Origin of the sequence: Propionivibrio dicarboxylicus (assembly GCF_900099695.1) — a bacterium.
Lineage (GTDB): Bacteria > Pseudomonadota > Gammaproteobacteria > Burkholderiales > Rhodocyclaceae > Propionivibrio > Propionivibrio dicarboxylicus.
Window position 1 is genome coordinate 92,029 of the sequence record NZ_FNCY01000006.1, and the last position, 18,607, is coordinate 110,635.

The window sequence follows — 18,607 nt, forward strand, 5'->3', positions numbered from 1 at the left end:
CGCGCTTCAGTGGATGGTTGGCTGGCTGACAGGAACCTGCTTCAGGATCCTGATGAATTTCACAATGCCGAAAACGCCAAGCAAGACCGAAAAAATCAGCATCGAGACGAAGACGTACTGCATTTGTACGCCCAGAATCGGCGAGGTTTGCCACGAGCCCGAAACGGTGAATTCCCAGGCACCGGGCACTAGCATGAAACTGAAGATAGAAACGAGCAGTGTCGAGAACAAATCAAAGAGCCTTCGTAAGCTGGGGGGCATCAGCATCAAAGCGAGATCGACATTGACCAGATCCCCGGTCAGAAACGACGCGCCGACCCCCAGGCTCATGATGAAAAGCAGGCTGACGCGTGAAGCCTCTTCAGTCCAGAGCGGCGCCTGATCCATGAATGTTCTGGCGACGACCTGAACCAGAACGGCAACAATCATGACTAAAAAGGCAACGAAAACAGCGCCGCGGATGAAACTCTCAATTTTTTTCAATAACTCAATCAATTCGTTTCTCCCTTGAAGCCGGGCACTGACCGGAAGTATTGAGTCTTCCGGTCAGTCCAGAGGGACCAAATTAGGTCAGTTGCCGTATATTTTCAGGATGAGCGGCTTCAACTCTTCCTTGGCCGAAGCCAGTACCGCTTCCTTGGCTTTCTTGGCGAAACCGCTTTGATCGGTTTCGATGAAGGTCATGCCCTTCGCCTTCAGTTCGGATTCGAGCTTCTGTTCATCAGCCAGCATCAGTTGGCGCTCGTAGGTTTGGGCGCGCTTGGCCGCTTCCTGTACAGCCGCTTTTTGTTCAGCATTCAGCTTGTTGAAGGCCCGCTCACCAATCGTCAGATATATCCACGAGCGGACGTGCTCGGTGCGGTTGACGTACTTCTGCACCTCGAAGAAGCTGGCCGACTTGATCAGCGCCAAGGGGTTTTCCTGCGCCTCGATCACGCCGGTCTGTAGCGAGGTGAAGACTTCGCCGAAAGCCATCGGTGTCGGCTGGGCATTGACGCCACGCCAGAACTGCATGAAGACCGGAACGTTCGGCACCCGCATCTTCAGGCCCTTGACGTCATCAACCGTCTTGATCGGCTTGTTCGAGGTCAGGTTACGCGGGCCGCGAGCGAAATAGGCAATTGGAATAACCTTGGCCTTTTCGATGATTTCCTTCTTGATTTCGTCGCCGAGCGGACCATTGACCGCTTTGTCCATTTCAGCCAGGGACTTGAACCCGTAGGGCAAAGCCAGCAGCGCAGCCTTGGGCGCCCAGTTTTGCAGCGATTCGCCGGTGATCACCATATCGGCGGTACCGAGCTGCAAACCGTTGATCAGGTCCATTTCCTTGCCGAGCGAATCGTTCGGAAAGACTTTGACCTCGACCTTGCCGTTCGTCAGGGCTTTGACCTCTTCGGCGAACTTGAGGCTTCCCTTGTGCCAGGAATTATCTTCGTTGGCGAGATGCCCGAGCTTCAAGGTGATATCCGCTGCGTAGAGGGCCGTCGAGCAAGCAAAGGCGATGGCGCCCAGAGCAAACAAGCGGGTGAACTTTCCCTTCATGTGCTTCTCCTCTCCTGTTGAAATTCTTCGTTTTGCCGCCTCGTCACATGGCATGCTTGACGATCGTGGGGCAACGTGCAGACAACGAAGGCTAGCATACCAGTATGCACTTCGTATTTCATTCTTTTGTTGCCAGCCCTGACACGCGACGTTTGCTGGCAGTTAGCCGATGCGGCGTAATTCACTCGGCAAGGTGTTAAGTTGCAGGCGCGTCGTCCATTCACGCATCTGCTCGGCCAACACGGGTTCGATCGGAATGCCTGCACGTAATCGATTTGCTTCTTCCGCCAATTCCGGATCACCAGGCATCTTGGGCGACCCTGGCTCTCGCGCCAACGCATCGGCCATGGTGTCAACAGTCGTCGCCAAGGTGCTTCCGCCGGCAAACCGGATGGGGTCGATCATCAGGAAGAACGCGCCCAGTCGCCGGGGCGTATCCATCTCGGCAAACATGCCGGAGATCGTCGGCCCGTAGGGATTGCCGTTCAAAGGACCGCACAGCAGATCGATCATCAGTGCCAATCCGTAGCCTTTGTAGCCAAACTCCGGGCCACCGAGCGGCAATAGCGAGCGGGTCGCGCCCGCATCGGTCGTGATCTCGCCGGCTTCGTCATAGGCGACGCCGTCGGGAAGCGGATGTCCCTCGCGACGCGCATTGACGACACGGTTGAAGGGGATCGAGGTGGTCGCCATATCAAGGCAGGTCGGCTCGTGCCCGGCGCGGGGAATGGCGATCGAAATCGGGTTAGTGCCGAAAAATGCGCGCGTACCGCCGAATGGCGCAGCCATGCTGTCCGAGTGCGTAAATGCCAGGGCGATCAGTCCTTCCTTAGCTGCTGGGCGAGAATAGAGCGCCATCGCGCCGCAGTGAGATGAGTCAGAGACGCCGACAGCGGCGATACCGGTTTCCTTGGCCATCTGCGTTGCCAGCCTGGCTGCGCGATGTCCGACGATGATGCCTTGTCCCTGATCTCCATGAACCTGCGCCGTCGAGGCCCCGGTTGTGTTGACGACGATGTTCGGGCGAGCCTTGATCGATCCTCGACTCAGGCGTTCCATGTAGTGGGGGAGGCGGGCAATACCGTGGGAATCGATGCCCCACAAGCTGGTTTGTACGAGACTTTCCGCCAACAGGCGTGCATCGGCGACATCCATGTCGAGGGCTTCAAGACAACTGACCGCCCACGCGATGACGGAAGCGCCCGGAACGCGGACACTGCCCGGAACAACTGGCTGAATCATGATGGTTCAAATCCTTAGGTTTGAGGTGGAAATCTGCGACGCCTGCTGACGACATTTGAATATTCGTCGAGATTTTCTGCCTGGAGAGGCGCGTTCGCAAGCGATATCGATAACGGAGCACGTCGCAACAGAGAAAAAAAGACCGGTATCGGAATACCGGTCAAAGTTCGAGGAAAAAACGATTGTTATGGATATAGGAGCAGATGCGGCTTCGGCTGTCTTTGTCGTGTCAATCCTAGAGTCCGTGCACGAAGTGCGGTAGCCAGAGCGAAAGCGCCGGAACGTAGGTGATGAGCAGGGTAGCGACGATCAGCGAGCCGTAGAAGGGCAAAATGGATTTCATGACCTCGCCAACGGAAATGCCTCCGATCGCGCAACCGATGAATTGCGTGGTACCGACGGGCGGTGTGTTGAGGCCGAGCGCGCAATTCAACAACATCACGTTGGCGAACTGCATTGGCTCCATGCCGAATTTCATACAGATCGGCATGAAAATCGGGGTACAAATCAGGATCGTCGGCGCCATGTCCAAAAAAGTACCCAAGACGAACAACGCGATATTGACCAGCAAGAAAATCACCCAAGGCGATGAGGAGACGCTGGCCATCCAGGTACCGACAAGATCGGGAACCGAGAAGTAGGCGAGGAAATAACCGAAGGTCGCGGAAATACCGATCAGTGCGAGTACGACCCCTGTGGTCTTGACCGACTTCGCGCAGGATTCGACAAATTTTTCCCAACTCAGCGAGCGGTAGACGAAGGCGGTCAGCACGAGCGAGTAGAGCACGGCAATTGACGCGGACTCGGTGGCGGTAAATATTCCAGAGAGAATGCCGCCAAGAATCAGCACAATGACGAACAGTCCTGGGGCGGCTGCGCCAAAGGTCTTGAACACGATGTCCCAACCGTTCCATGATCCTTTCGGATATCCGCGCTTGATCGCCACCCAATAGGCCGCGCCCAGATTGCACAGCGTCAGGATGATGGCCGGAACCACGGCGGCCAGGATGAGATCCATCACTGAAACCCTGCCGCCGGCGGCGAGCGTAAAGATGATGATGTTCAAGCTGGTGGGCGTCAAAACGCCAACCAGCGCGGCATGCGTGGTGACGTTGACGGCATAGTCGGTATCGTAACCTTCCTTTTTCATTGTCGGAATCAGCACGGACCCCATCGCCGAAACGTCAGCACCGGCGGAGCCGGAAATGCCGCCGAACAGCGTGCAGGCCACCACATTGGCCATGCCGAGACCGCCGCGAACATGCCCGACCGATGCCCGGGCGAAATTGACGATCTTGTCGGCGATGCCACCGTGTAGCATCAGTTCGCCGGCAAAAATGAAGAAGGGGATGGCAAGAAAGGAAAAGACCTGCATTCCGCCAACCATTTTCTGGAAGACGACCCCCATCGGCAGTCCTGCCACCAAGACGGTTGCGAGCGAACACAAGCCGATCGAAAAGATCACCGGGACACCCAGCAGCAAGAGCAGGGTGAAGGTGATAACCATTACTGTCAGTGCCATGCCGGTTCGACCTCTCTGTTGGTGAGCTGGGCGATGATATGTTCCAGCGAAAAGAGCGACATCAGGATGCCGCACAAGCCGATTGGCAGATAGCGAAAGCCGTCGGGGATACCGAGGGTCGGCAACAGTTCATCCCATTGTCCGATGGCGAGCGTGATGCCGTAATAGGCCATGCACGAACCGAAAATGATCATAAAAATGTGGATGAGCAACTCCATCTTGGTTCGGACCGAGTCTGGCGCCAGCACGAGGAACGATTCAAGCCCGATATGACCGGCATCGCGCACGCCGACCGCTGTTCCCAGCATCGTTACATATGAAACCAGCAGTAAGGCCAATTGCTCGGCCCAGGTGGGCGTGTCGTTAAGAATGTAGCGTCCGAAAACCTGATATAGAACACAACTGATGATCAGTACGAGTCCGACACAGGCGATTTGCAAGGATAGCTTTGCCAGCCTCGCACAAATCCAACTGTACATGGTTGATTTACTCCGGCGAAAAAGCATAATCCCGGGCGTTTTCGGCCCGGGAATGGCGCAGCGAGTGTTACTTCATTTCCTGAACGCGCTTGACGAGATCCTTCATCTTCGGCGTCGTGACGAATTTCTCGTAGACCGGTCCCATTGCATCGGCAAACGATTTCTTGTTGACGTCGGAGACGATCTGGGCGCCGCCAGCCAGGACAATCTTCAACGAAGCCTGGTCGCGCTCATCCCAAGCCTTGCGCTGCGCCGGCACGGAATCCTTGGCTGCCTGGCGAATGATCTTCTGATCTTCCGGCGAAAGTTTGTCCCATGCCAGTTTCGAGAAGACAACCATCTCTGGCGCCATCGAGTGTTCGGTCTTCGAGTAGTACTTGACCACTTCGAAATGCTTGGAGTTTTCATACGACGGGATGTTGTTCTCGGCGGCGTCGACGAGGCCGGTACGCATCGCCGTATAGACTTCGCCCATGGGCATCGGCGTTGGGTTGGCTCCCATGGCATTGACGAGCGAGACCCACATATCGGATTGTTGCACGCGCAGCTTCATGCCTTTGACGTCAGCGATCGAGCGCACGGGTTTCTTGGAATAGATCGAACGGGCGCCACTGTCATAGAATGCCAAACCGATATATCCCTTCGCATCGCAAGAGGCAAGGATTTCGTCGCCGATCGCGCTATCGAGGGCCTTGTGCATATGGTCGATCGAGCGGAACAGGAAAGGCAGCGTCGGGACGATCGTTTCCTGGCAGATATTGTTCATCGGTGAGCTATTGACGCGAACCAGATCGAGCGCGCCGATCTTTACTTGTTCGAGAGTTTCTTTCTCGGTGCCGAGCGCGCCGCTGTGGAACACCTTCATGGTGATGCGGCCCTTGGTACGTTCTGCCAGCAACTCGCCCATTCGCTTGAGCCCTTTGACTGTCGGGTATTGCTCATCCCAGTAATCGGCTGCTTTTAACTCAAGCGCCAAAACACTGTTTGCACACGCCATGGATATTGCAGCGGCCAGTATTGTTGTAATGAACCTCGACATCTGAAGACCTCCTCATGTGGTTTGAAATACCGCTGACGCGGATGGAATAGGGCGAATCAAGTCGATTTATATCGATCTATTTCCCGCACGGAATCACTGACGGATGACAATTGCAGACCGCCAATATCCCATGCGTTTTTGCTCAACCTATGGTAGTATGGTAGTCGTAATTGGAATCGTTCGCAAGTGTTAAATCGAAACTGCAACCAAAAGGGGATTCAAAGTGAAAATCACAAACGCTGACGTAATCGTGTGTTGCCCGGGAAGAAATTTCGTGACGCTCAAGCTCACCACGGACGAAGGCGTAACGGGATTGGGCGATGCGACGCTCAACGGTCGGGAACTTTCCGTCGCGTCTTACCTGAAAGACCATGTCTGCCCGCTGCTGATCGGGCGTGATCCGCAAAAGATCGAAGATGTATGGCAGTACCTGTACAAAGGAGCGTATTGGCGCCGGGGTCCGGTCACGATGTCGGCGATTGCGGCAGTTGATATGGCGCTTTGGGACATCAAGGGAAAACTCGCCAATATGCCGGTCTACCAATTGCTGGGCGGCGCCTCGCGCGAACATGTCATGGTCTATAGCCATGCGACAGGACGTGATGTTGCGGAAACGCTGGATGCATTCGCCAAGTACAAGGAGAAGGGATTCAAAGCGATTCGCGCTCAGTGCGGCATTCCTGGAATGAAGTCGGTTTACGGCGTATCCAAGGGGGGGGCCTACGAACCAGCAACCAAAGGCTGGCCGGAAGAGCAATCATGGTCGACCGAAAAGTACTTGGATTACGTGCCGAAACTGTTCGAAGCCGTACGCGAAAAATTCGGATTCGATATTCATTTGTTGCACGACGTTCATCATCGACTGACGCCCATCGAAGCTGCACGACTTGGCAAATCGGTCGAAGACTATCGCTTGTTCTGGATGGAGGACCCGACGCCGGCAGAAAACCAGGAAGCTTTCCGACTGATTCGCCAGCACACGGTGACACCGATCGCCGTTGGCGAAGTATTCAATTCGATCTGGGATTGCAAGCAACTGATCGAAGAGCAACTCATCGACTATATTCGAATGACCGTCACGCACTCGGGCGGAATCACGCACTTGCGTCGGATTGCCGATTTTGCCGCAATGTACCAAGTGCGTACCGGCAGTCACGGTCCTTCGGATCTGTCGCCGGTGTGCATGGGCGCGGCTTTGCATTTTGACCTTTGGGCGCCGAATTTCGGTATGCAGGAATACATGGGGTATCACGAACAGACTATGGAAGTATTCCAGTGCGGATGGAGCTTCAATGATGGATTCATGCACCCAAGCGACAAACCTGGGCTTGGCGTCGACATCGATGAAAAGCTGGCGGCGAAATACCCGTACGAACCGGCCTATTTGCCGGTTGCCCGCCTTGAAGATGGTACCTTGTGGAACTGGTAGCATTCCCTTATTGAACGGAACAGAAGGAAGCATATGACAAGAGTTGCCTTTGAGTTGATGCATGAAGTCGTTACCGAAGCGTTCGTCAAAGCGGGCATGGCCCCTGACGAAGCTGACATTTGCGCCAAGGTGCATACAGAGTCGAGTTGTGACGGCGTGTACTCTCACGGCCTCAATCGCGTGGCTCGCTTCGTCGACTACCTGCAACGTGGTTGGGTGCTTGCCGATGCAAAGCCCGAATGCGTCAAGACCCTGGGGTCGATCGAGATCTATGATGGCAAGCAAGGGCCGGGAATTCTTAACGCGCTTTTTGCAACCGATCGTGCCATGGAATTGGCGGCAGAGCAGGGGGTCGGCATCGTTGCGCTACGCAACACGACGCATTGGATGCGAGGTGGATCCTATGGCTGGCGAGCGGCTGACAAAGGCTTTGCGGCGATCAGCTGGACCAATACCGAGTCGTGCATGCCGGCGTGGGGCGGAAAGAACCCGCGTTTGGGAAACAATCCATTTGTGATGGCTGTACCGCGCAAGAAGGGGCATATCGTGCTCGACATGGCGATGTCCCAGTACTCCTATGGGAAATTGCAGGTAACCCGCCTCAAGGGCGAACAACTGCCATATCCCGGGGGATTCGACGCTGAGGGAAATCTCACCACCGAGCCTGGACCGATTGAAAAGACCATGCGAATCTTGCCGATCGGTTATTGGAAGGGTTCGGCATTCGCAATCGTCCTTGATGCACTGGCGGCAGTCCTTTCCGAAGGGCATCCGACAAGCGAGATCGATCAGATCCAGCGTGGAAGCTGCACTGGGTGCTCGCAAGTATTTATTGTGTTCGATCCGCGCCAACTCGGCGGCGAAGAGTTTTCAGATCGTGTGGCCGATAGCGTCGCAGCCTATGTCAACGGATCAGAACCGACAGAAAGCGACGGGCGGGTGACCTATCCGGGCGAGTCCACCTTGCGCAAGCGCCTCGATCAACAGGCCAATGGCATTGTCGTGGATGAGGGGGTTTGGGCTGAGGTTCTCAAGCTAGCAGGTCGAGCTTAACAACGGGGCTGGCTGCCTTCATTGCTCGAACATATCCGGAAACTTCGCAGCAATGGATGGCAGCGAGATCATGATCTGACGCAAGTGGGTTCGCAATGCCGCAGTAGCAGCCGTCGGATCGCCGGCTTCGATACCGTCGACAATTCGACTGTGCTGCTCCACAAGCAAGGGCGTCGGTGTTGCATCATCAAGGCTCAGATAGCGAATTCTATCCATTTGCGCCTTGATGCCTTCGATGACGCGCCAGGCGTGCGCGCGGCCTACCGACAAAGCCAGCGTACGGTGAAATTCTTCATCTAGCGCCAGAAATTCGTCATTGTGGCCATGTTGTACCTCGCGCTGTTGATCAATGATCTTGCGCAAGCTGGCAACCGTTTCTGGCCGGGCCTGGGTAGAGGCTTCCATTACCACGGCAACTTCAATGGCTTCCCGCACAAAACGGGCGTCGAGCACGTCAGGCACCGAGATCTTCACGACGAAGGTACCGCGCTGAGGTTGAATAACCACCAACCGTTCTTCGGCTAGCTTGATGAAAGCCTCGCGAACGGGTTGTCGACTCGTGGAAAACTGCTTCGCGGTCTCGGCCTCGGATAGCGCCTGTCCTGGCAAAACTTCACCCCGGATGATGGCACTTCTCAAGTGTCGGTAGAGTTGCGTTCCAATCGACACGGGTTCTATCTGTTGAAAACCACGCAGATTGGAGAGGGCTTTTTTTACGTTCATTGACCGATGCGAAAAAGTAATCAGTAAGCAGGACGTAGTCTACCATACTTTTTTGCATGTCATTGAAATTGAATGTTAATTCAAAAATACGTCGGCGCTCCGGCTTCGCGGACGAGTCTCAAAGCCGCTATGACGAACTTGAAGCGGCAGGATCGCACATAAGATAAAGTAATACGTTAGAAACACGAAATAACTTGCTGTAAATAGGTAATATTTTACTATTACTCTCTGGTTAAGAGAGAGTGGTTTGGGTCGAGCATCTTGCGACCCCGACAGCCATCAACAGCCAGGCAAGCATGAACGCAATTCCACCTGCCGGTATTCCACCGGGCAGAAAACGAATCGACGTCAGGCTGTTAAGGTACAGACCGCCGCAGAACAGCAGGATGCCGGTCTTCATCAGAACACCAGACCAGAGAAGACTTCGGGAGGTAGGAAATCGCGCCATGGTCAGTGAAAGCAGAATCAAACCCAATGCGTGAAATTGGTGATACTGGGTCGCCGTGGCGAACAGTTCTGTTGCGTTTGAAGACGATAACTGGGCCCGCAGGGCGTGTGCGCCTGCGGCAGACAATGCGACGACGACGGCCGCATTTAAGGCGCCCAGAATCAAGAAGAGTTTCGAACGGTTTTCCATCACGGCTGACTCCTGTATCTATATTTCACGATTTCACGACTCGGTTCGTTGATGAGGATATCTGACTGATCCAAGGGGAAGTGGTTCGTTGAAGCATCGTCGGCCTCAATTTCAACCATCTTAAATACGCATAATTCGCATTATGTTAAATACAGTTTATCAAGATCAAAACAACGTCATCTGATACGGCGCCTCAAAAACCTCTTCGAAACGCTTTCTTCGTTTTTCGCAATCCGGACGCTTGAGACTCAGGCAATATAACCGGATCACTTCCCGATCGTACCCAAGGGCCGCAAGACGGCCCTTCTCTTTGGCAGCTCGTCGGTAGTGGCGACGAAGATCTTTGTGCGCTCGTGAGTAGCGGATAAACCAATAGACATTCCGCAAGGTCGACGCATCGCCTTCAAACTGCCGAAGCAAACATAGTCGTGACCATTTCTGCATGGGCCAGTATCGTGACGGTCATCCAAAGGCGTGATTTACCCATGTCCCAACAATCGTCCCTGTGAACTATTTCACAAACCATCAATACGACAGCCCCCTATAGTCAATCCCCATCTACTACAGCCTTTGCGCTATCCGCCAATGGCGGATATACTAAATACTATGGAATTCATCGAAACCCCGACATTCACCCGCCTACTTTCTGCACTATTGACGGATGATGAGTATTCGGCACTACAGAATGTCTTGGTGGAGAACCCCGAACGGGGTGACATCATTAAGGGTGGCGGCGGAATCCGTAAGCTGCGACATGCGCTGCCTGGACATGGCAAGAGCAGCGGAGTTCGAGTGATTTACTACTGGCTCCGTAACGATGGGCAGATTTACATGCTGCTGATCTATCCGAAGTCAAAGAAGGACAATCTGACAGACAAGGAAACCGCGTTGTTGCGCGAACTTGTGAAGGAGCTATGAGATGGAACAAGCATTGTTTGACGACCTCGTACAAAGTTTGAAGGAAGCCAAGGCTATTAGTCGCGGAGAAGCTGCAGCCTCGCGCCGAACCGATGTAACGACACCTGACGCCAAAGCAGTACGGGAACAAATCGGACTATCACAAAGTGAGTTTGCCCAATTGATGCAGGTCAGCGTCAAAACGCTACAAAACTGGGAGCAACATCGCCGCAACCCAACAGGCCCCGCCGCCGCCTTGCTCAAGATTGTTCGTACTGCACCAGATGTGGCACTCAAAACGCTACACGCTTAATCTCACCCAAAATGTCCTATAAACCCCGTAGTTATAGGATTCGCTATCGCGACGGTTACAAAGTGTCCCTAAGTAATATTCTAGGCGGCTCCGCCGCCAGGACCGCATTCCTGGTGCGCCGCGCCGCCCGCTCCGCAGGCAGCTCAGCGCCCGCCGTCATGCTCCTGCATACAATAGAAACAGCACCGGATTAAGCAGCGCCCAGGCACCCATACCCTCGCGCCGGGCGACGGCGCGACCCTCTGGGCTTCGGGGCTCATGGGCGCCTAACACGCGCCAGAAACCCCGCCACCCTCTCGGGCTGGCGGCTGGCACTGCACCTCTCCTGGTTCTGCGATCGATGGCAGAACCGCCTTTCTTGCTACTCGCGGGCAAGGCGTCGGATTTCGGGGCGATATGGCAAACTGACTGGCAAAGTGCGCCACAATTCTTCGGATTTGCGATTTCAGCGGATGATCTGAAAGTCTGTTGGCTTTCACCGGTAACGATATTCGTTGGCCGGGATACGGCAGATCCGACCAATATCACGGATCGCCTACCCTAATCCACCCATTCAAACAGCCTGTGTTGAAAAACGACGGGTTAATGAACTTCTTCCTTTTTCAAGGATGGAAGCATTAGGACATCAATACCTTCGTCACGAAGATTTTCGAATTCTTCAAAAGTTGCTTCTCCCCGAATGGCCCGTGCTGGCGATTCGCTGTAGTGGATGCGCCTGGCCTCTTCGGAGAAATGACTACCCACATCTTCGGTATTGGCGATAACAGCCGAAATAACTTTCGAAAGTAACGCAAGCATTTCTTCCTGACCTGGCTTTTCGCTTTTTTCCACATTCCTTGGCGTTGCAGATTTACGAGGAACATGTACGGCCGATGGAATGCGTCGAATATCACTGGATCCGCAGTGTGGACATGAAACCAACCCGTTTTCGAGTTGATCTTCGTAGTTGTCTTGGGATTGAAACCAACCTTCGAAGGTATGACCAAGATCACAGGTTAAATCAAAAATAATCATCGAGTGGATTTTGTATATGCAGTATTGGTGCCCGGAACCGGGATCGAACCGGTACAGCCGCAAGGCCGAGAGATTTTAAGTCTCTTGTGTCTACCAATTTCACCATCCGGGCTTTTAAATCAACAATCTGAGCCTTGGTTTGTTGCTGAAAAGGCCAAAGAACTCACTCGAGTTGATGCCTGCTCAAGCGTCATTTTACCACAGGCACCGAGACTCACAGAGCCACACCTCCATCGCTGCTACGCCACTCTTTGTAGCGAGCGGCTTTAGCGATATTGCATAATTATGCAATTGAGAAATACCGTATGTGGTTTTGGCGAATTGCGTAATTGACAAATTTAATTAACACAGTAGAGTTATGCCGTTGTTTACTTAATTGGAGATGCAAATGACGATTTCTTATAAGGAAGCGCTAGAGAATTTCAAAAAAGCCGAGGATGCTTTGGAAAAAGCTCGCCAGGCGGAATTGCAAACAATTATTAGCGATATCAAAGCGAAAATCGCTGAATATAATCTCACGGCAGAAGATCTCGGACTCAGGTCTGGGGTCAAAAAGGCCGTGACAGCGAAAAAGGGCGAACCAAAATTCTGTAACCCTGCTAATTCGAGTGAGACCTGGAGTGGCAAGGGGAGAAAACCTGCGTGGGTCAATCAGCACCTCGCGCAAGGACGCTCGCTCGATGAATTGCTCATAGCGAAATAGTTACCGCGGTCAAATTCCTTTGGCCGAAACGTAAAAAGGGAAAGTGCTCTGGCACTTTCCCTTTTTGTTGGAGCGGGAGACGAGTCTCGAACTCGCGACCTCAACCTTGGCAAGGTTGCGCTCTACCAACTGAGCTACTCCCGCGTGAAGCGAGTGCCCATTATATAGCCTGGTGTTGGGAAGTCAAGCCATCTGCACACAAAATGGCGAACTATTGGCTTTCCGAAAGGTGCGGCCATGCCATGCGCAAGTAGTACACCATCGACCACAGCGTCAGTATTGCGGCAACAACCATCAAACACGTTCCCCAAAAGCGAGTATCGAATCCGGCGATGGGGGTGTGATAAAGCAGCAGGGGAATCGACACCATTTGCGCCATTGTCTTGATTTTTCCAATCATTGATACGGCCACGCTTTTCCTTGCGCCGATTTGGGCCATCCATTCGCGCAACGCCGAAATCGTTATTTCCCGTCCGATGATGACGATAGCGAAGATTGCATCCACACGATCCAGCCACACCAGAATGATTAGCGCAGCAGCGACCATCAACTTGTCGGCAACCGGATCTAAAAACGCGCCGAACGCAGAGGTCTCGTTCCAGCGCCGGGCAAGATATCCATCAAGCCAGTCGGTCGCTGCAGCAATGACAAAAATTACCGTCGCCGCCAAATCGCGCCCGGCAGGCTGAACCCAGGATGTCGGCACGTAATACACGGCAACCATCAGCGGAATCAGAAGGATCCGTAACCACGTCAGAAAAATAGGAAGATTGAATGGCATCAGTGAAGCGCCCTGTAAATACGTTCGGCTAATTCATGGCTGATGCCCTGAACCGTCGAAATCTGCTCAATTCCAGCACTTCTGAGTCCCTGCAGACTACCGAAGTGCGCCAATAATGCCTTGCGTCGTTTAGGCCCCACGCCGTCGATGTCATCAAGCAGCGATCCTTGACGACTCTTGCTACGACGGGCTCGATGACCAGAAACTGCGAATCGATGGGCTTCGTCCCGGATTTCTTGTATGAGATGAAGCGCCGGATGTTCCTGTGCCAATTGTACCGGTTCGCGACCATCCGGGAAAATAAGGGATTCGAGACCAGGCTTCCGCCCTTCTCCCTTTGCCACTCCGACGACGGGGAGATGCGTCAAGCCAAGCTCATTAAGAGCATCGACCGCAACCGCAAGCTGCCCTTTTCCGCCATCGATCAGTAACAGCGTCGGCGCGACAGACTCCCCTGTGAGCACCTTCGCGTAGCGACGTTGCACCGCTTGGTGGATGGCAGCGTAGTCGTCCCCAGGCTGCACGTCGGTAATATTGAAGCGTCGATACTCCCGTGGGCACATGCGATCACCCTGATAGACAACGCACGACGCGACCGGCGACTCGCCTTGCGTGTGACTGATGTCGAAACACTCTATCCGGATCTCGCAGCCCTCTTCCTGTTCAATATCGAGAAATTCAAAAAGCGCAGTACGGCGATGCGCCTGTCGATCGTCATCGCTGAGCCGTGTTGCGATCGCCAACTCAGCATTTTTTTCCGCCATCAGTATCCATGTTTTATGCATGGTTGATTTGGCGATGAGCAACAGAACTTTTCTACTAGCCAGCACTGCCAAGCTTTCGCTTGTTTCCCCGTCCTCGATGGCGCGGTTGAGATATATACGTGTCGGTGCCGGGTGGTTGGCGTAGTGTTGCAGCAGAAAGGCCTCAAGGATGGTCGCCGCCGAGTTGTCGCTGACATGATCGGGAAACAATGGCTTATCGCCCAAATGACGGCCGCCGCGAATCATGGCGAGGTTGACACAGAAAAGCCCTCCAGCTTCAACGATCACGACGATATCGACGTCCTCCCCCTTGGCGCTTTCGATAAACTGCTTGCTTTGGACTTGGCGCAGCGACTGGATCTGATCTCGGTAGATCGCAGCGCGTTCGAATGCCAATTCGTTTGCAGCAGCCTCCATGGCTTGCATCAATTGCCCGACGATTTCCTGATGCCGCCCCTGCAAAAAGAGGCCAGCCAAGCGGACTTCCTGTTGATACTGCTCATCACCGATCAGATCCACGCACGGACCGGAGCATCGTTTGATCTGGTAAAGCAGGCAGGGGCGAGAGCGATTGCTGAAGACGGAGTCCTCGCAGGTACGCAAACGAAACATCCGTTGCAGGAGGTTGATGCTCTCGCGAACGGCAACGGACGAAGGGAACGGTCCGAAATACTCGGACTTGCGGTCTGTTTGGCCGCGGTAGAAGGCGATGCGCGGAAAGCGATCGTGCGTGATGACAATGTACGGATATGACTTGTCGTCGCGAAAAAGGATGTTATATCGCGGCGACAGGCTCTTGATCAGGTTGTTCTCAAGCAGGAGTGCTTCGGCTTCCGATTGCGTCACGGTCGTTTCGATCGAGGCAATCTGTTTGACCATCAACTCGATGCGAGGACTAGAGAGATTTTCGCGAAAATACGAAGACACGCGCTTCTTCAGATTCTTCGCCTTGCCGACATATAGGACAATTCCCTTGCTGTCGAGCATGCGATAGACACCCGGCAATTCCGTCAGCGTTGACAGGAATTTCTTGGCATCAAACGTCGACTCGATGCCCTGTTCTTGCGTCGTTTCCTTCTCGTCCATGAAGCGCTTGCCTGTTAGGATGCTGTTTTTCATGTTATCACGCCGTCCCTCATGTCATCTTTTGCGACTTGTCGCTGCGATATTTTCTGCACCGTCATCGATAATTTCGGCGACATTGGCGTGTGCTGGCGCTTGGCCCGCCAGATCGTCCGCGAACATGGGATGAGCGTCCGTCTGTGGGTTGATAATCTTCAGGCCTTCGCCCGAATCTGTCCCTCTGTCGACGATCGTTGTGCGATACAAAATGTCGATGGCGTCGATATTTGTTGCTGGCAAGGCGATTTTTCTGCGGTGATTCCCGGCAATATCGTGATCGAGGCATTCGGTTGCCAGCTTCCGGATCATTATGTCGAAAACATGGCACGACTGGATTCGCCACCGGCATGGATCAATCTTGAATACCTGAGCGCCGAGGCCTGGGTATCGGGATGTCATGCCCTACCCTCCCCGCACCCTCGTTTGCCTTTGACCAAGTATTTTTTCTTTCCCGGCTTCGATGAAGCGACAGGGGGGCTGTTGCGCGAAAAGCGGCTGACTGAAGCGCGCCGGCTGTTCTTGGCATCCGAGGATCTGCAGACTTCTTTTTGGCACCGGATCGGTGCCATGCCACCTCCCGCCGATGCTTTGAAGATTTCCCTGTTTGCGTATGAGAACGAAGCGCTCCCAAGCGTACTATCGGCGCTCGCGGACAGCCCTATTCCCACGTGTTGCCTTGCCCCCCTTAGCCGGACTCAGGCGGGGATCGAGTCCTTTCTCGGTCAGTCGATTGCGGTTGGCGACTCGATTCGTCGGGGAGGGCTCGAAATTCGGATATTGCCGTTCGTCACTCAGGATGACTACGATCGCTTGCTATGGGCATGCGACCTCAACTTTGTGCGTGGTGAAGATTCCTTTGTGCGCGCCCAATGGGCGGCGCGACCGATGATCTGGCATATTTACCCTCAGAGCGAGGAGGCTCACCGAGTCAAACTCGATGCTTTCCTTGAGCGCTACCTCGCCGATATGCCAGGCAATAGCGCTCGGATTGTGCAAAATCTCACCGGCGCCTGGAACGATTTCCAGGAATGCACGCCGGCCTTGATGACGGCCGTTTTGCAGCAGCTTCCTGAATTCCGCCTGCAGGCTGAGAATTGGGAAAAAAATCTGTCAAAACAGGAGGATTTGTGCGCATCGCTAGTGCGTTTTTGCAAATCCAAGCTATAATGCGCGGCTAAATTTTCCCCCGCAATTATCGGAACACAACGCTCATTATGAAAACCGCTCAAGAACTCCGCGCCGGCAATGTCTTCATGGTCGGCAACGACGCGATGGTCGTGCTCAAGGCTGAATTCAGCAAGTCCGGCCGCAACGCCTCGGTCGTCAAGATGAAGATGAAGAACCTGCTCACCGGCGCGCCTTCGGAAACTGTTTATCGTGCCGACGACAAGTTCGACACGGTTCAACTCGACCGCAAGGAAGTGACGTACTCCTACTTCGCCGATCCGATGTATGTCTTCATGGATGCCGATTACAACCAGTACGAAATTGAAGCCGACTACATGGAAGATGCCCTCAAGTATCTCGAGGATGCAATGCCCTGTGAAGTCGTGTTCTACAACGGCAAGGCCATTTCGGTGGAACTGCCGACGATGCTCGTTCGTGAAGTGACCTACACCGAACCCGCTGTCAAGGGTGATACTTCCGGCAAGGTGATGAAGCCGGCTCGTATTACGACCGGGTTTGAACTGCCGGTTCCGGCGTTTGTTGAAATCGGTGACAAGATCGAAATCGACACGCGTACCGACGAATATCGCGCACGCGTCAAGTAAGCAAGACATTCGCTTAAAAAGACGGCAGCCGAGGCTGCCGTCTTTTTTTGCACTAACTGATGGCGACCGGCTTCAGGTGCGCGGTGAAATGCCTCAGAATCTTCGGTTCATACACGAAATCATAGCCGGGCAGCGTGTGCGCAGCCGATTTGATCTCGTCGAAGACTTCTGCGACGTAATCCATGTGGCCATTAGTGTAAGTACGACGCGGTATGGTCAGGCGCAGGAGCTCCATCGGGGACGGTTCCTGTACGCCGGTTTCCGGATTCCGGCCAAGCAGCAGCGAACCGATTTCGACACCGCGTACGCCACCCGCCTCGTACAACGCGACACCAAGCGCATGCGCGGGAAAACGATCCGACGGAATGTGCGGAAGCATGCGGCGAGCATCGACAAAAACAGCGTGCCCACCCGTTGGCGTCTGAATCGGTATTCCGGAAGCCTGCAGTCGCTCGCCCAAGTAGGCGACCTGACCGATGCGGTAATCGAGATAATTCTGATCAAGAGACTCGCGCAGACCGATGGCCAGTGCCTCCATGTCGCGTCCCGCCAGGCCGCCATAGGTGACGAAGCCTTCCATCGGAACGCATCGCGCCTGAACCGCACGAAATAGCTCCTCGTCTTCCCGGAAACAGCACAACCCGCCGATATTGACGAGTCCATCCTTCTTTGCCGACATGGTGAAGATGTCGCCGTACGAGAACATTTCCTTGACGATATCGGCAACACTGACATTCCGATAGTCCGGGTCCCGCTCGCGAATGAACCAGGCATTTTCGGCGTAGCGGGCGACATCGAGAATAAGCGGAATCCCATTTTCCGTGGCCATTTGGCGAATGGCACGCAAATTGGCCATTGAAACCGGTTGCCCGCCAGCGCTGTTGCACGTCAGCGTGGCGATGATGCCGGCAATGGAAGATGCACCACTACCTTCGATAGTGGCTCTGACCCCTTCCAGATCGAAATTACCCTTCCAGTCATCGTAAGCGCCGGTATCGAAAGCCTTCGGCGTCAGCACGTTAATGGCACGCGCGCCGGCCATTTCAACGTGTGCTTTGGTGGTGTCGAAGTGGAAATTCGAAATGAAGACCGGTTTCGCCGTCGGCGCGCGAGATAGAACACGAGCGACAAGTTCCGGAAAGAGAATTTGTTCGGCGCCGCGTCCCTGGTGCGTTGGAATGGTGAAGGGGTAACCGAACACGTCGCGGACAGTGTCGCGAAGATGAAAAAAATTGCGGCTTCCTGCGTAGGATTCGTCGCCGAGCATCAACCCTGCCCACTGGCGGTCGCTCATGGCGCCGGTCCCGCTGTCCGTCAGCAGGTCGATATAGACGTCATCACCCGGCAAGAGAAAGAGGTTGTAGCCCGCCTCTTGCAGGGCTTGTCGACGGTATTCGATGGAAGTCAGGCGGATAGGCTCCACCATTTTGATACGGAAAGGTTCTGGAAGTCGTTTCATGGGAAATTCCTCGCAAATCCGCTTTGACGAGCGGATGTAACAAAGTGAGCTCGGCGCCGGATGACGCGAACCCTTGTGTCTGATCAAGTGAGGCAGAACCAGATCAGCAGCGAGGA

19 protein-coding genes and 2 tRNA genes are annotated in these 18,607 nt (G+C 54.2%); 7 read left to right on the forward strand and 14 right to left on the reverse strand.

Annotated features, from left to right (window positions below; all coding sequences use genetic code 11):
- Positions 1 to 6: 6 nt before the first annotated feature.
- From BLR25_RS09005 to BLR25_RS09030, 6 genes are all read right to left on the reverse strand, one after another.
- On the reverse strand, positions 7 to 495 hold the full coding sequence (locus BLR25_RS09005; protein WP_091936751.1) for a TRAP transporter small permease: 489 nt from the start codon (positions 493 to 495) through the stop codon (positions 7 to 9).
- Between the two features lie 75 nt (positions 496 to 570).
- The gene (locus BLR25_RS09010) at positions 571 to 1,542 is read right to left on the reverse strand and encodes a TRAP transporter substrate-binding protein (protein WP_091936753.1); all 972 of its coding nucleotides are present in this window, start codon (positions 1,540 to 1,542) and stop codon (positions 571 to 573) included.
- Positions 1,543 to 1,704: 162 nt separating this feature from the next.
- Positions 1,705 to 2,784 (reverse strand): Ldh family oxidoreductase, encoded by a 1,080-nt coding sequence (locus BLR25_RS09015; RefSeq protein WP_091936756.1) that lies wholly within the window; start codon positions 2,782 to 2,784, stop codon positions 1,705 to 1,707.
- A 235-nt stretch (positions 2,785 to 3,019) separates the two neighbouring features.
- Positions 3,020 to 4,306, reverse strand: a complete 1,287-nt coding sequence (locus BLR25_RS09020; RefSeq protein WP_091936758.1) for a TRAP transporter large permease — start codon at positions 4,304 to 4,306, stop codon at positions 3,020 to 3,022.
- Positions 4,297 to 4,785 carry a TRAP transporter small permease gene (locus BLR25_RS09025; protein ID WP_091936760.1) on the reverse strand — a complete coding sequence of 163 codons (489 nt, stop codon included), beginning with the start codon at positions 4,783 to 4,785 and terminating at the stop codon, positions 4,297 to 4,299. The genes BLR25_RS09020 and BLR25_RS09025 overlap by 10 nt, the downstream gene beginning before the upstream one ends.
- Positions 4,786 to 4,852: 67 nt before the next feature.
- Entirely contained in the window at positions 4,853 to 5,782 is a 930-nt protein-coding gene (locus BLR25_RS09030; RefSeq protein ID WP_218122682.1) for a TRAP transporter substrate-binding protein, read from the reverse strand.
- Positions 5,783 to 6,047: 265 nt separating this feature from the next.
- Here BLR25_RS09030 and manD point away from each other — a divergent pair, with 265 nt between their 5' ends.
- Positions 6,048 to 7,253 (forward strand): D-mannonate dehydratase ManD, encoded by a 1,206-nt coding sequence (gene manD / locus BLR25_RS09035; protein WP_091936764.1) that lies wholly within the window; start codon positions 6,048 to 6,050, stop codon positions 7,251 to 7,253.
- Between the two features lie 33 nt (positions 7,254 to 7,286).
- Entirely contained in the window at positions 7,287 to 8,306 is a 1,020-nt protein-coding gene (yiaK, locus tag BLR25_RS09040) for a 3-dehydro-L-gulonate 2-dehydrogenase (protein WP_091936766.1), read from the forward strand.
- A gap of 18 nt (positions 8,307 to 8,324) precedes the next feature.
- Here yiaK and BLR25_RS09045 read toward each other — a convergent pair whose 3' ends face one another.
- Both BLR25_RS09045 and BLR25_RS09050 read right to left on the reverse strand, forming a co-directional pair.
- Entirely contained in the window at positions 8,325 to 9,029 is a 705-nt protein-coding gene (locus BLR25_RS09045) for a GntR family transcriptional regulator (protein ID WP_091936768.1), read from the reverse strand.
- 232 nt (positions 9,030 to 9,261) lie between these two features.
- Complete coding sequence (locus BLR25_RS09050) at positions 9,262 to 9,666, reverse strand: DUF423 domain-containing protein (protein WP_091936770.1); 405 nt, start codon at positions 9,664 to 9,666, stop codon at positions 9,262 to 9,264.
- 606 nt (positions 9,667 to 10,272) lie between these two features.
- On the opposite strand from BLR25_RS09050, the gene BLR25_RS09055 reads away from it, so the two are divergent.
- Together BLR25_RS09055 and nadS are read left to right on the forward strand one after the other, a co-directional pair.
- Positions 10,273 to 10,584 (forward strand): type II toxin-antitoxin system RelE/ParE family toxin, encoded by a 312-nt coding sequence (locus BLR25_RS09055; protein ID WP_091936992.1) that lies wholly within the window; start codon positions 10,273 to 10,275, stop codon positions 10,582 to 10,584.
- 1 nt (position 10,585) lies between these two features.
- Entirely contained in the window at positions 10,586 to 10,876 is a 291-nt protein-coding gene (gene nadS / locus BLR25_RS09060) for a NadS family protein (protein ID WP_091936772.1), read from the forward strand.
- A gap of 582 nt (positions 10,877 to 11,458) precedes the next feature.
- On the opposite strand, the gene BLR25_RS09065 is transcribed toward nadS, so the two are convergent.
- A complete protein-coding gene (locus BLR25_RS09065) occupies positions 11,459 to 11,890 on the reverse strand; it encodes a DUF1178 family protein (protein ID WP_091936994.1) in 432 nt (143 codons plus the stop codon).
- Positions 11,891 to 11,915: 25 nt separating this feature from the next.
- A tRNA-Leu gene (locus BLR25_RS09070) sits at positions 11,916 to 12,002 on the reverse strand.
- A 276-nt stretch (positions 12,003 to 12,278) separates the two neighbouring features.
- Here BLR25_RS09070 and BLR25_RS09075 point away from each other — a divergent pair.
- On the forward strand, positions 12,279 to 12,593 hold the full coding sequence (locus tag BLR25_RS09075; protein WP_176785819.1) for an H-NS histone family protein: 315 nt from the start codon (positions 12,279 to 12,281) through the stop codon (positions 12,591 to 12,593).
- Positions 12,594 to 12,661: 68 nt separating this feature from the next.
- Here the strand turns inward: BLR25_RS09075 and BLR25_RS09080 are convergent.
- The 3 genes from BLR25_RS09080 to uvrC all read right to left on the reverse strand — a co-directional run bounded on the left by BLR25_RS09080 (position 12,662) and on the right by uvrC (position 15,224).
- Positions 12,662 to 12,737 (reverse strand) — tRNA-Gly (locus BLR25_RS09080).
- Between the two features lie 67 nt (positions 12,738 to 12,804).
- Positions 12,805 to 13,374: a CDP-diacylglycerol--glycerol-3-phosphate 3-phosphatidyltransferase gene (pgsA, locus tag BLR25_RS09085; protein WP_091936776.1), complete on the reverse strand. Its 570-nt coding sequence runs from the start codon at positions 13,372 to 13,374 to the stop codon at positions 12,805 to 12,807.
- On the reverse strand, positions 13,374 to 15,224 hold the full coding sequence (gene uvrC / locus BLR25_RS09090; RefSeq protein WP_091936996.1) for an excinuclease ABC subunit UvrC: 1,851 nt from the start codon (positions 15,222 to 15,224) through the stop codon (positions 13,374 to 13,376). The genes pgsA and uvrC overlap by 1 nt, the downstream gene beginning before the upstream one ends.
- Positions 15,225 to 15,275: 51 nt before the next feature.
- Here uvrC and earP point away from each other — a divergent pair, with 51 nt between their 5' ends.
- Both earP and efp read left to right on the forward strand, forming a co-directional pair.
- Positions 15,276 to 16,427 carry an elongation factor P maturation arginine rhamnosyltransferase EarP gene (gene earP, locus BLR25_RS09095; RefSeq protein WP_091936778.1) on the forward strand — a complete coding sequence of 384 codons (1,152 nt, stop codon included), beginning with the start codon at positions 15,276 to 15,278 and terminating at the stop codon, positions 16,425 to 16,427.
- Positions 16,428 to 16,474: 47 nt separating this feature from the next.
- A complete protein-coding gene (gene efp / locus BLR25_RS09100) occupies positions 16,475 to 17,032 on the forward strand; it encodes an elongation factor P (RefSeq protein WP_091936780.1) in 558 nt (185 codons plus the stop codon).
- A gap of 52 nt (positions 17,033 to 17,084) precedes the next feature.
- Here the strand turns inward: efp and BLR25_RS09105 are convergent, their stop codons facing one another.
- Positions 17,085 to 18,491 carry a tryptophanase gene (locus tag BLR25_RS09105; protein WP_091936782.1) on the reverse strand — a complete coding sequence of 469 codons (1,407 nt, stop codon included), beginning with the start codon at positions 18,489 to 18,491 and terminating at the stop codon, positions 17,085 to 17,087.
- Between the last annotated feature and the right edge of the window lie 116 nt (positions 18,492 to 18,607).

Coding starts and splice junctions, on each gene's coding strand:
- BLR25_RS09045 (WP_091936768.1), bottom strand. CDS start 9,029: ATGAACGTAAAAAAAGCCCTCTCCAATCTGCGTGGTTTTCAACAGATA.
- BLR25_RS09105 (WP_091936782.1), bottom strand. CDS start 18,491: ATGAAACGACTTCCAGAACCTTTCCGTATCAAAATGGTGGAGCCTATC.
- pgsA (WP_091936776.1), bottom strand. CDS start 13,374: ATGCCATTCAATCTTCCTATTTTTCTGACGTGGTTACGGATCCTTCTG.
- BLR25_RS09010 (WP_091936753.1), bottom strand. CDS start 1,542: ATGAAGGGAAAGTTCACCCGCTTGTTTGCTCTGGGCGCCATCGCCTTT.
- BLR25_RS09030 (WP_218122682.1), bottom strand. CDS start 5,782: ATGGCGTGTGCAAACAGTGTTTTGGCGCTTGAGTTAAAAGCAGCCGAT.
- BLR25_RS09025 (WP_091936760.1), bottom strand. CDS start 4,785: ATGTACAGTTGGATTTGTGCGAGGCTGGCAAAGCTATCCTTGCAAATC.
- BLR25_RS09015 (WP_091936756.1), bottom strand. CDS start 2,784: ATGATTCAGCCAGTTGTTCCGGGCAGTGTCCGCGTTCCGGGCGCTTCC.
- uvrC (WP_091936996.1), bottom strand. CDS start 15,224: ATGGACGAGAAGGAAACGACGCAAGAACAGGGCATCGAGTCGACGTTT.
- BLR25_RS09075 (WP_176785819.1), top strand. CDS start 12,279: ATGACGATTTCTTATAAGGAAGCGCTAGAGAATTTCAAAAAAGCCGAG.
- BLR25_RS09020 (WP_091936758.1), bottom strand. CDS start 4,306: ATGGCACTGACAGTAATGGTTATCACCTTCACCCTGCTCTTGCTGCTG.
- BLR25_RS09055 (WP_091936992.1), top strand. CDS start 10,273: ATGGAATTCATCGAAACCCCGACATTCACCCGCCTACTTTCTGCACTA.
- earP (WP_091936778.1), top strand. CDS start 15,276: ATGTCATCTTTTGCGACTTGTCGCTGCGATATTTTCTGCACCGTCATC.
- efp (WP_091936780.1), top strand. CDS start 16,475: ATGAAAACCGCTCAAGAACTCCGCGCCGGCAATGTCTTCATGGTCGGC.
- BLR25_RS09050 (WP_091936770.1), bottom strand. CDS start 9,666: ATGGAAAACCGTTCGAAACTCTTCTTGATTCTGGGCGCCTTAAATGCG.
- nadS (WP_091936772.1), top strand. CDS start 10,586: ATGGAACAAGCATTGTTTGACGACCTCGTACAAAGTTTGAAGGAAGCC.
- BLR25_RS09065 (WP_091936994.1), bottom strand. CDS start 11,890: ATGATTATTTTTGATTTAACCTGTGATCTTGGTCATACCTTCGAAGGT.
- yiaK (WP_091936766.1), top strand. CDS start 7,287: ATGACAAGAGTTGCCTTTGAGTTGATGCATGAAGTCGTTACCGAAGCG.